Source organism: Neoroseomonas soli (assembly GCF_018129065.1).
Taxonomy (GTDB): Bacteria; Pseudomonadota; Alphaproteobacteria; order Acetobacterales; family Acetobacteraceae; genus Neoroseomonas; species Neoroseomonas soli.
Genome location: NZ_JAAEDM010000113.1, coordinates 1 through 11,529, shown reverse-complemented (window position 1 = coordinate 11,529; position 11,529 = coordinate 1). Strand labels below are relative to the sequence as shown.

Below are 11,529 nucleotides of genomic sequence, written 5' to 3'. Positions count from 1 at the left end.
CGCCGCGCCCCTCCCCGCCCGAACCGAGCACCCAGCCGCAATTGCCGGAGCCGCCGGAGCGCACCGGCGCGCGCGTCGTGCCCGTGCCGGGGCCGAGCCAGCCGCCCGGCGTCGTCACCGGCGGCACCGGCCGCGTGCAGGGCTTCGTCCAGCCGGGCAATCCGGCGGGCGGCGTCGCCATCCAGGACGGCGGCACCACCACCATCATCCAGCCGGGCGGGCGCGTGACCACCGTGCCCACCCCGAGGTAGGCATCATGCGCGTTCTCTATTTCGCCTGGGTGCGGCAGAAGGTCGGCATCGCCGAGGAAGAGATCGCGCCACCGGCCGAGGTGCGCGACGTCGCCGCGCTGGTGCGTTGGCTCGCCGGGCGTTCCCCCGCCCATGCCGCGGCCTTCGCCGACCCGAAGCAGCTCCGTGCGGCGGTGAACCAGGATTTCGCCCCGCCCGACCATCCGGTCGCTGCGAATGACGAGGTCGCCTTCTTCCCGCCCGTCACCGGGGGCTGACATGGCCAGGGTCCTGGTGCAGGAGGCGCCCTTCGACATGGGCGCCGAAACCGCCGCGCTGTCCGCAGGGCGCACCGATGTGGGGGGCATAGCCTCCTTCCTCGGCGTCTGCCGCGGGGATGACGGCCTCGCGGCCATGGTGCTCGAGCACTATCCCGGCATGACCGGGCGCGCGATCGGGCGCATCGTGGCCGATGCCGAAGCGCGCTGGCCGCTGACCGGCTGCACCGTGATCCACCGCGTCGGCCGCATCCTGCCCGGGGAGCCGATCGTGCTGGTGCTGACCGCCTCGGCCCACCGCGCCGCGGCGCTGGAAGCCTGCGCCTTCCTGATCGACTGGCTGAAGACGAAGGCGCCCTTCTGGAAGCGCGAGGAATTCGCCGCCGGCTCGCATCGCTGGGTGGAAGCCCGCGCCGAGGACGATGCCGCGGCCGCCCGATGGGCCACGCCCGGCGCGTGACCCCCGCCCTTCGCCTCGAGGCCGTCGTCATCCCCTGCCGTGACCTGTCGCGGCAGCGGGGCTTCTACGAACGCCTGCTGGAACGGACCCCCGCCGAGGCGCGCGCCGGCTGGGTGCGCTTCGACCTCGGCGCCATGAGCCTGGCGCTCCGCGCACGCGGCGACGCGCTGTTCCCGCGGGAGGGGGATCCCGGCGTGATGCTCGCCTTCAGGCTGGACACGATGGACGAGCTGGAACGCTGGCACCGGCGGCTGCTGATGGCGAAGGTGGCGGTGCTGGAACCGCCGACGGACCAGCCCTCCGGGGAACGCACGCTGCATGCGGCCGACCCGGAGGGGAACGTACTGTGCCTGTTCGCCGCGAGGTGACGAGGCAGGAAGGTCGGGGGAGGAGAACCTCCCCCGAGCCCCCTCCCTTTTCTGTCAGGGCGTCTCGCCTTCGGCGACCCGCAAGGTTCCCAAAGAAGGAGGGGGGATTCGGGGGGAGTTCCCTCCCCCCGACCTTCTTCCGCCCGTGAAGGCCACGGCCGCCATCCTCGCCGGCGCCGCCCTGCTGGCCTGGCCGGCCTTCCTGAACGGCTATCCGCTCGTCTTCAGCGACACCGGCGGCTTCCTCCACCAGACGCTCGGCCCGCTGATGCTGTGGGACAAGCCCTGGATCTACGGGCCGCTGCTGCACGCCTTCCATTGGCGCGTCACGCTGTGGGGGCCGCTGGCGGCGCAGGCGCTGCTCGTCTCCCACCTGCTGTGGCTGGCGCAGCGCGCGCTGCGCGGGGCGGCAACGCCGGGCGCGCATCTCCTCGTCTGCGGGACGGCGGCGGCGCTCACCACCGCGCCCTTCACCGTCGCGCTGCTGATGCCGGACGTGCTCGCGCCGGTCGTGGTGCTGGCGCTGGCCCTGCTCGGCCTGGCGCCGGAGCGGCTGTCCCGGGCGGAGGCGATCTGGCTCGGCGTCGTCGCAACCCTCGCCGTCGCGTCGCACCTCGCGCACCTGCCGCTAGCACTGGCCATGGTGGCGTTGGCCGTGGGAGGCGACCTGCTCCGGCGCGGACAAGGCCGGCCCTGGGGCACGTCGTGCGCAGCGGCACCGCTGGCCGCCGCGGTCGCGCTGCTCCTGGCGACGAACTGGGTGGGCCATGGCCGCGCCTCGCTCTCCCCGCACGGCGCCACCTTCATGCTGGCGCGGCTGCAAGCCGACGGGCCGGCGACCGAGGTGATCCGCGCCCGCTGCCCGGCCGCAGGCTGGTATCTCTGCGCCTTCGTGGACCGGCTGCCGATGGACGCCAACGACTTCCTCTGGGCGCCCGGCAGCCCGGTGAACCGCGATGCGGAGGGCCGGCCGCGCTTCCTCGGCGGGGCATTGATCTCGGCCGAGGCGGGCGAGATCGTTGCCGCGACCCTGCGCGCGCATCCGCTCGACGTTGCGCTCGCCGTCCTGCGCAACAGCGCGCGCCAGGCGGTGACGGCCGGCATCGGCGACACGCTCGGCGCGGATCACCTCGCCGCCGCGCTCCGGCCCCGCATCGCGGAGGGCTTCCCGGCGCGGGAACTCGCCGCCTACGACGCCGCCTTGCAGGCGCGGGGAGAGTTGCGCACCGCGGCAATGCCCTTTGCCATCGCGCACCTGCCGGTCCTGCTGCTCTCGCTGCCGGTGCTGGCGCTGGCCGGATGGCGCGCGGCGCGGGCGGGCGACGGGCTGCGCCTCGGCTTCCTCGCCGCGCTGCTGGCCGGCGCGCTCGCCAATGCGGTGGCGACGGGCGGGCTGTCCGGCGTGCATGCGCGCTATCAGGCGCGCATCGCCTGGCTGCTGCCCGTCGGCGCGCTGCTGCTCCTGCTGCCCGCGATGCCGCGACGGGATACGCCTTGAAGGCGCTGGCGGCGATCCTCCTCGGCGCGGCGATGCTCGCCTGGCCGGCGCTGCTCAACGGCTATCCGCTGGTCTTCATCGACAGCGTCTCCTACCTCGGCCAGACGCTGTTCCCCGAATGGCCGTGGGACAAGACGCCGGCCTATGGGCCGTTCCTGCACCTCTTCCATTGGGGATGGTCGCTCTGGCCGGCGCTCGCCGCGCAGGTGCTGCTGCTGTCGCACCTGCTGTGGCTGGCGCAGCGCGGGGCGCGCGGGGATGCGACGGCGGCGGCGCACCTGCTGCTTTGCGCCGGGCTGGCGGCGCTGACATCGGCGCCGTGGTTCGCCGCCACGTTGATGCCGGACATGTTCGCCGCGGTGGCGCCGCTCTGCCTGCTGCTGCTCGGCTTCGCGCGGGACCGCTTCTCACGGGTCGAGGCGCTGTGGCTGACGCTGCTCGGCGCCTTCGCGGTGGCGGCGCATCTTTCCCACCTGCCGACGGCGCTGGCTGTGGTGGCGCTGGTGGCATTCCTCGCGGGCGGCCTGCGGGCGCCGCTGCGCGCGGCCCTGCCGGTGGTGATCGCCGTCGGCGCGCTGGTCGCGGCCAATACCTGGGCTTTCGGCCGCCCTTCGCTGTCGCCGCATGGTGCCGTCTTCCTGCTCGCGCGCCTGCAGGCCGACGGCCCCGCGGCGGCTACGATCCGCGACCACTGCCCGGCGGCCGGCTGGTACCTCTGCGCCTCCGCCCGCCGCCTGCCGATGCCGAGCGACCACTTCCTCTGGGGCCCCGACTCCCCCGCGAACCGCCGGCCCAACGGCGTGCCGATCCCGATGGGCGGCATGCGGCTCGCACCCGAGGCGTCGGAGATCATCGCCCTGACCCTCACGGAACGGCCGGGCAAGGTGGCGGAGGCGATGCTGCGCAACACCCTCGCGCAACTCGCCCTGGTGGAGGTCGGCGACACGCTGGGCAATGACCATCTCGCCGCTTCCGCGCGGCACGCGATCGCCCGACTGCCGGCCGAGGAACTCGCCGCCTTCGACGCTGCGGCGCAGATGCGTGGCGACCTGCCCGACCTCGCCGCCCCCTTCCTGGCGCCGCACCTGCCGGTGCTGCTGCTGGGCCTGCCCGTGGCGCTTCTTGCCCTCGGCCTCGCCGCCTGGCGCGGCGACCGCACGCGCTTCGGGCTGGTCGCGGGGCTGCTGCTCGCGGTTCTCGTCAATGCCTTCGCCACCGGCGCGCTTTCGGCACCGGTGTCCCGCTACCAGGCCCGAATCGTCTGGCTGGTGCCGCTCGCTGCGGCGCTCGGCCTCATCCCACGCTTCGGCGCCGGCCTGACCGACGACGAACGAATCCGCACCAGGATGGCCGCATGGCCGACATCCTCCTCATCCTCCCTGTCTTCCTGATCGCCGGGCTCGTGAAGGGCGTCGCGGGCTTCGGCCTGCCGACGGTCTCCATCGCCCTTCTCGCCCTGGTCCGCCCCCTGCCGGAGGCAATGGCGCTGATGCTGGTGCCCTCGCTCGCCACCAATGTCTGGCAGGCGCTGGCCGGCGGCACGCTGCGTCGGGTGGCGCCGCGCATCGGGCTGTTCCTGCTCTGCGCCGCGGTCGCGACTTTTCTCGCGGCGGGGCAACTCGCGCGGGCCGATGCGGCGCTGCTCTCGGGCGCGTTGGGGGTGATGCTGGTGGTGTCCTCCGCGCTCGCACTCGCGGCGCCGCGGCTGCCGGCGCCTTCCCCCATGGCCGAGCGCTGGCTCGGGCCGCCGATCGGGGCAGTCTCGGGCGCCATCACCGGGCTGACCGGAAGCTTCCTGGTCCCGGCCGCCCCCTGGTTGCAGGCGATCCGCCTGCCGCGCGAGCAGTTCGTGCAGGGCTTCGGCCTGGGCGTGGTGCTGGTGAACGGGGCGCTGGCAGCGGGGCTGGCCGGCGGCGGGCTGCTGCCGGCCGAACTCGGGCTGGCGTCGCTGGCCGGGCTGCTGCCAGCCTTCGCGGGGATGGAAGCAGGGCGAAGGCTGCGCGCGCGGCTGGACGAGGCGACGTTCCGCCAGGTGGTGCAGGTGGCGCTCGGCGCGTTGGGGCTTTGGCTGGCGGTGCGGGTGATTCCTTGGTGAAGGCGGGGGGAGAAGGGAACTTCTCCCCCCGCACCCCCCTCAACCTTCTTTGGAACCTGGCCACGGGCGGTAAGCGTTGCCTGGGGCAGATAGGGGTGCCGGCGGTGTGCGGCGGCGTCGGCGCGCCACGCAGGCGACGGTCCGCCACGGCGGGCATCCGTGCGGCGGCAGCCGCCTTAGCACATCCATGGTCACCGGGAGCCGATCGTAGGGCCTCGCGCAACCCGCCCCGGTCATGCGACATCCTGCCTGCCGTGCCGCCTGGCGCGGGACAGCAGGGACGGGATCGTAACGGGCATGCGGAACTTGGCGCTCGCTCTCCTCTCGAGCATCTGGCTGATCGGGCCCACGCCGGCGCCCGCGCAGGCCCCCTCGTCGCGGGACATCATCGTCCTGCGTGGCAGCGGCTCGACAATCACCTGCGCGATTTGGCTCGAGCAGCGCGCGGCCGCCACCGGCCTCTTCGCCGCCCACGCCCGCGAGCAATACCGCTCCGTCGCCGGATGGGCCCTGGGCTACCTCTCCGGCGCCGCAAGGCACGGACAGAACCTCAACCCGCTGAGAGAGACGGACGAGGACGCGGCCATCGCCTGGCTCGTCGCATATTGCGAGCGCAACGCGACGATGGAACTTCGCCGGGCCCTGGACGCCTTCATCGACGCGCATCCGGCAAAGTGAACGCGCCGCGCGCGACCGGGCGACGCGGCAAGTAGGCCCCGATCCCGGCGGACATCCGAAAGCGCCCGTCGAGGCTCGCGCCCCGCTCCGGTTCGGGCTGTAATGCCCGGCGAGGAAACGGAGTGCGCCCGGGATGGCACCACAACGGCCGGCAGCCGGCGCGGCAATGACCGCTCGGCGCCCGAGAACCGGCCCGCGCGGCAGGACACCGACAGACGCTGCGCGGGAGGCGGTGGCCGCGACCCTCGGCGCCATGCCCCTGCGGGCGGACCTGCTGATCGAACACCTCCACGCGCTGCAGGACCGCCACGGCGCGCTTCATCCCGACCACCTCGTCGCCCTGGCCGAGATGCTCCGCCTCGCCCCGGTCGAGGTCTTCGAGGTCGCGACCTTCTACGCCCATTTCGACGTGCTCGCGGATGGCGAACCCGCGCCGCCGCCGATGACCATCCGCGTCTGCGAGGGCCTGCCCTGCGCGATGGCGGGCGGCCAAGACCTGCTCGCGGCCCTGCGCGCGAACCCGCCCGGCGGCGCGCGGGTCCTCGCCGCGCCCTGCATGGGCGCCTGCCACCAGGCCCCGGCCTGCACGGCCACCCAGGGATGGGCGCAGGGCCACCTCACCGCCGCGACCCCGGAGCGGGTCGCTGCCGCGTGGTCGGAGGGCCTGCGCCTGCCGCCGCCAGCCCCGCCCTATCCCGCGCCGCCCTGGCCCGACGAATGGCCGACGCTCGCCGCCGCGCATGACGGACGCCTGACGCCGGAGGCGATGCTCGCCGCGCTGGACGAAAGCGGGCTGCGCGGCCTCGGCGGCGCCGGCTTCCCGGTGGCGCGGAAATGGCGCGCCGTGATGGAACATCCGGGCCCGCGGCACCTGGTGGTGAACGCCGACGAAGGCGAGCCCGGCACCTTCAAGGACCGCTGGTGCCTCGAACTCGAACCTTACCGCTTCCTCGAGGGCATGTTCCTCGCCGCGCATGCGATCGGGGCCGAGGCCTGTTGGATCTACATCCGCGACGAATACCCCAAGGCGCGGCAGGAGGTGGCGACTGCGCTCGCCATGCTGCGGGAGGCCGGCGTGCCGACGCCGACAGTCCATCTCCGCCGCGGCGCGGGCGCCTATATCTGCGGCGAGGAGACGGCATTGCTCGAAAGCCTCGAAGGCCGCCGCGGCTATCCGCGCCACAAGCCGCCCTTTCCGGGCGAGCACGGGCTCTTCGGCGCGCCGACGCTGATCCACAATGTCGAGACGCTGTGGTGGCTGCCGGAACTCCTCGCCGCGCCGGGCGCCGCTTCGCGCTTCGCGGCGTCCGGCCGGCGCGGGCACAAGGGGCGGCGGCTGTTCAGCCTGTCGGGCCGCGTGCAGCGCCCCGGCGTGTACGAGGCGCCGCTGGGCATCACCGCGCACGAACTGATCGAGGAACACGGCGGCGGCATGCAGGACGGCCACCGCTTCGCCGCCTACCTTCCGGGCGGTGCGTCGGGCGGGATCCTGCCGGCGTCCATGGGCGACCTGCCGCTCGCCTTCGGTGCGCTGGAACCGCTCGGCTGCTTCGTCGGGTCCGGCGCCGTGGTGGTGCTGTCGGACCGGGACGATCTTGCCGAGGCCGCGCGCAACCTGGTGCGTTTCTTCCGCGATGAATCCTGTGGGCAATGCACGCCCTGCCGCGTCGGCACGCAGAAGGCGGCGCGGCTGCTGGACGCCCCGCGCTGGGACCGCGCTCTGCTGGCGGAACTCGCCCAGGCGATGGCGGACGGGTCGATCTGCGGCCTTGGTCAGGCGGCGATGAACCCGGTGCTGTCCCTGCTGCGGCACTTCCCGGCGGAGGCGGTGCCGTGACGCGCTTCATCCTCGACGGCCAGGAGGTCGAGGCCACGCCGGGCGAGACGATCTGGACCGTCGCGCAGCGCGAAGGCACCGACATCCCGCATCTCTGCCATCGCCCGGAGCCCGGCTACCGCCCCGATGGGAACTGCCGCGCCTGCCTCGTGGAGGTGGACGGCGAGCGCACCCTCGTCGCTTCCTGCATCCGCATGCCGCGGGAAGGCATGGTCGTGCGCAGCGCCTCGGCGCGCGCGGAATCCGCGCGGCGGATGGTGTTCGAACTGCTGCTCGCCGACATGCCGGGACCGGAGGGGCGCGACGCCACCTCCACCTTCGCGCGCTGGGCAGGGGTGCTGGGCGTCACGCAATCCCGCTTCGCGCCCGATGCACGGCCGGCGCCGGACCTTTCGCACCCGGCCATGGCGGTCGCGCTGGATGCCTGCATCGCCTGCGGCCTCTGCGAGCGCGCCTGCCGGGAAGTGCAGCACAACGACGTCATCGGCCTCGCGCGCCGCGGTGCGGAGGTGACGGTCGCCTTCGACCTGCTCGACCCGATGGGCGTTTCCTCCTGCGTCGGCTGCGGGGAATGCGTGCAGGCCTGCCCGACCGGGGCGCTGTTGCCGAAATCCGTGCTCGACGATCGCGGCCACCGCGTCGCCGAACCCGCGCGCGAGGTTGCCAGCGTCTGCCCCTATTGCGGCGTCGGCTGCCAGGTCGGCTTCCGCGTGCGCGACAACCGCATCGAGGAAGTGGTCGGCCGCGACGGCCCGTCCAACCAGGGGCGCCTCTGCGTGAAGGGCCGCTTCGGCTTCGACTACCTGACGCATCCCGACCGGCTGACGAAGCCGCTCATCCGCATCGAGGGCGCGACGAAGGACCCGGCCGATTGCCTCGAACCTGCCCGCGCGCGGGAAAAGTTCCGCGAGGCGACGTGGGAGGAAGCGATGGATCGCGCCGCCGCCGGCCTGCGCTCCATCCGCGACGGCATCGGCCCGAATGCGCTGGCCGGCTTCGGCAGCGCCAAGGGATCGAACGAGGAGGCGTATCTCTTCCAGAAGCTCGTGCGCACCGGCTTCGGCACCAACAACGTCGATCACTGCACGCGGCTGTGCCACGCGGCCTCGGTCGCCGCGCTGCTAGAAGGCATCGGCAGCGGCGCCGTCACCGCCCCCTTCATGGCGGTCCACGAGGCCGACCTGATCTTCATCATCGGCGCGCGCCCGACCGAGAACCACCCTGTCGCCGCCACCTTCATCAAGGACGCCGCCCTGCGCGGCGCGACGCTCGTCATCGCCGATCCGCGCGGCAGTTCCCTCGACCGCTTCGCGACCGAGGTGCTGCGCTTCACGCCCGGCGAGGACGTCGCGCTGCTCAACGCCATGCTGCACGTCATCCTGGCGGAGAACCTGCAGGACGATGCCTTCCTTGCCGCGCGCGTCGATGGCCTCGCCGCGCTGCGCGCCCATGCCGAGGCCTATGCGCCCGAGGTCATGGAAGCGCGCTGCGGAATCCCGGCGGAGCAGATCCGCCGCGTCGCGCGGCTCTTCGCGCGCTCGCCGGCGGCGCTGACGCTGTGGGGCATGGGCGTCTCCCAGTCCATCCACGGCACGGACAATGCGCGCGCGCTGATCGCGCTCACCCTGGTCTGCGGCCAACTCGGGCGGCCGGGCACCGGGCTGCACCCCCTGCGTGGGCAGAACAACGTGCAGGGCGCGTCGGATGCCGGGCTGATCCCGATGATGCTGCCCGACTACCACCGCACCGGCGACGATGCCGCGCGCGCGGCGATGGAGGCGCTGTGGGGCGCCGTGCTCGACCCTGCGCCGGGCCTGACCGTCGTCGAGATCCTCAATGCCGCCGAGCGCGGCGCCATCCGCGGCATGTACATCATGGGCGAGAACCCGGCGATGTCGGACCCGGACCTCGCGCACGCCCGCGCAGCGCTGGCGCGGCTCGACCACCTGGTGGTGCAGGACCTGTTCCTGACCGAGACCGCGGCGCTGGCGGACGTCGTGTTGCCTGCCTCCGCCTGGCCGGAGAAGGACGGCACCGTCACCAACACCAACCGCCAGGTCCAGATCGGCCGCGCCGCCGTCACGTCGCCGGGCGAGGCGCGGCAGGACCTCGCCATCATCGTGGACATGGCGCGCCGCCTCGGCCTCGGCTGGACCTACGCCCACCCGCGCGAGGTCTTCGCGGAGATGACCCAGGCCATGCCGAGCCTTGCCAACATCACCTGGGTCCGGCTGGAACGCGAGAACAGCGTCACCTACCCCTGCCCCGCCCCCGAAGCGCCGGGCGAGGAGATCGTCTTCCACGACCGCTTCCCCACGCCGGACGGCCGCGCGCTGCTGGTGCCCGCCGGCCTCTCGCAGCCCGAGGAACTGCCCGACGCCGCCTTCCCCTTTGTCCTCACCACCGGGCGGCAGCTCGAGCACTGGCACACCGGGGCGATGACGCGGCGCGCGAGCGTGCTGGACGCGCTGGAACCCGCCGCCACGGTGTCTCTCGCGCCCGGGGAGTTGCGCCGCCTCGGCATCGCCGCCGGCGCCAGGCTGCGCGTCACGACCCGGCGCGCCTCGATCGAAGGCGTCGCCCGCGCCGATCCCGCCCTGCCGGAGGGCGTGGTCTTCATGCCCTTCGCCTTCCGCGAGGCGGCGGCGAACCTGCTGACCGACCCGCGGCTCGACCCCTACGGCAAGATCCCGGGCTTCAAGCTCTGCGCGGCGCGGGTCGAGCCGGTGCCGTAGACCCGGGCCGCGCAGGATCCTGCGGATCCATTCGCCCCAGGGGCAGGCGTCAGGCCTGACCGGAGCGCGACGAAAACAGGTTTCTGCCGCGAAGCGGTCCGCCGGCCAGTCTTTCGGCCGGCCCGGCATCGGGGGCCTGGTTCTGCGCGCGACCGCCCCACAAGGCCCCGCGCAGCATACCGCTGCGCCTGGGCCAATGCGCCCTATCGCGGCGCTGCCGGCGCCGTGCCGGGGACCACCACCGTCATCGGGTCCCCGCTGCCGCTCGCCTCGCGCGCACGCCGGACACGGGCCTCGAGGTCGGTGAGCTCGGTCCGCCGTTCCGCCAGCCGCGCCTCGGTGGCGGCGATCTGGCCGGCGACCTCCGCGCGGCGGCGCTCCGCCGTGGCGACTTCCTGGCGCATGGCGTCGAGGTGCCGTGCCAACTCGGCACGCTGTTGCTCGGCCGCGGCCACCGCGGCGCGCAGGCTCTCGGCCTGGTCCGCCACCTCCGCCCGGCGCTGGTCGGCCGCGGCGACCTCCCCGCGCAGGCGTTCGACCTGCGAGGCCAGTTCGGCCCGGCGGCGGTCGGCGGCCGCGACTTCCCCGCGCAGGCTTTCGATCTGCGCGGCGAGTTCCGCGCGCTGGCGACCGGCACCGCCGACGTCGCCGCGCAGCGCCTCCGCCTGCCGCGCGAGGTCCTGCCGCTGCCGCTCGGAGGCGGCGAGTTCCTGGCGCAGCGCCTCGGCCTGGCGCTGCAGCGACTCCGCTTCCCCGCGGGAGGCCTGCACGACGCCAGTGGCGCGGCGCGCTTCCTCGACCTGAGCCCGGGTGCGGTCCGCCTCCTGCGCGGCGGTGCGGGCGGCCTCGGTCGCCCGGCGCTCGGCCTCGGCGGCGGCGGTGCGGCGTTCGGCCAGCGTGCGCTCGGCCACGGAGGCTTCCCCGCGCAGCGCCGAGAGCCGCCGTTCCTCGGCCCCGGTGCTGTCGCGCAATTCGGCCAGGCGGCGTTCGGCGGCGGCGACCTCGCTGCGCAGTTCGGCGACGCGGCCCTGCAGACCGCGCAACTCGGTCGCGGTCTGGTCGCGCGTCGCCGTCAGGCGGCCGATCTCGCCTTCGAGCTGCGCAACGGCCTGCCGGCGGGCGGTGGCCTCGCCCTGCGCGATGTTCGTCGCCTCGCGCGCTGCGGCGAGGCGCGTCTCCTGTTCCCGCAGCCGGTCGGTCTGCTCGTTCACGCGCAATTGCAGGTCGGTCAGGCGCTGCTGCTCGGCGGTGGCGCGCGCGGTCAGGCCTGACAGGCGCTGCTCGGTCGCGCCCGCCTCGGCGCGCAGGCCGTCGCGGCGGCGTTCCTCGGCCGCCGCGGCCTCTCGCAGG

At 74.1% G+C, this 11,529-nt stretch carries 11 protein-coding genes; 10 read left to right on the top strand and 1 reads right to left on the bottom strand.

All coding sequences use genetic code 11. From position 1 onward, the window contains the following. The 10 genes from GXW76_RS23225 to fdhF all read left to right on the top strand — a co-directional run. A partial coding sequence (locus tag GXW76_RS23225) for a hypothetical protein (RefSeq protein ID WP_211864522.1) occupies positions 1 to 251 on the top strand: 251 nt, incomplete at its 5' end. Between the two features lie 5 nt (positions 252 to 256). Beyond that, positions 257 to 508 (top strand): molybdopterin converting factor subunit 1, encoded by a 252-nt coding sequence (moaD, locus tag GXW76_RS23220; RefSeq protein ID WP_211864521.1) that lies wholly within the window; start codon positions 257 to 259, stop codon positions 506 to 508. Position 509: 1 nt separating this feature from the next. After that, a complete protein-coding gene (locus tag GXW76_RS23215) occupies positions 510 to 968 on the top strand; it encodes a molybdenum cofactor biosynthesis protein MoaE (RefSeq protein ID WP_211864520.1) in 459 nt (152 codons plus the stop codon). Continuing rightward, positions 965 to 1,336: a VOC family protein gene (locus GXW76_RS23210; protein WP_211864519.1), complete on the top strand. Its 372-nt coding sequence runs from the start codon at positions 965 to 967 to the stop codon at positions 1,334 to 1,336. The genes GXW76_RS23215 and GXW76_RS23210 overlap by 4 nt, the downstream gene beginning before the upstream one ends. Before the next feature lie 145 nt (positions 1,337 to 1,481). Next, entirely contained in the window at positions 1,482 to 2,834 is a 1,353-nt protein-coding gene (locus GXW76_RS23205) for a hypothetical protein (protein WP_338151027.1), read from the top strand. Continuing rightward, a complete protein-coding gene (locus GXW76_RS23200; RefSeq protein WP_211864518.1) occupies positions 2,831 to 4,225 on the top strand; it encodes a hypothetical protein in 1,395 nt (464 codons plus the stop codon). Before GXW76_RS23205 ends, GXW76_RS23200 begins: the two co-directional genes overlap by 4 nt. Continuing rightward, positions 4,189 to 4,929: a sulfite exporter TauE/SafE family protein gene (locus GXW76_RS23195; RefSeq protein WP_211864517.1), complete on the top strand. Its 741-nt coding sequence runs from the start codon at positions 4,189 to 4,191 to the stop codon at positions 4,927 to 4,929. The genes GXW76_RS23200 and GXW76_RS23195 overlap by 37 nt, the downstream gene beginning before the upstream one ends. A gap of 297 nt (positions 4,930 to 5,226) precedes the next feature. After that, positions 5,227 to 5,607, top strand: coding sequence for a hypothetical protein (locus GXW76_RS23190; RefSeq protein WP_211864516.1), 381 nt, complete (start codon positions 5,227 to 5,229; stop codon positions 5,605 to 5,607). A 232-nt stretch (positions 5,608 to 5,839) separates the two neighbouring features. Beyond that, positions 5,840 to 7,444: an NADH-ubiquinone oxidoreductase-F iron-sulfur binding region domain-containing protein gene (locus tag GXW76_RS23185; RefSeq protein ID WP_338151026.1), complete on the top strand. Its 1,605-nt coding sequence runs from the start codon at positions 5,840 to 5,842 to the stop codon at positions 7,442 to 7,444. Then, positions 7,441 to 10,179: a formate dehydrogenase subunit alpha gene (gene fdhF, locus GXW76_RS23180; RefSeq protein WP_211864514.1), complete on the top strand. Its 2,739-nt coding sequence runs from the start codon at positions 7,441 to 7,443 to the stop codon at positions 10,177 to 10,179. The genes GXW76_RS23185 and fdhF overlap by 4 nt, the downstream gene beginning before the upstream one ends. Positions 10,180 to 10,382: 203 nt before the next feature. Here fdhF and GXW76_RS23175 read toward each other — a convergent pair. Then, on the bottom strand, positions 10,383 to 11,529 hold a 1,147-nt coding region (locus tag GXW76_RS23175; RefSeq protein ID WP_211864513.1), incomplete at its 5' end, for a coiled-coil domain-containing protein.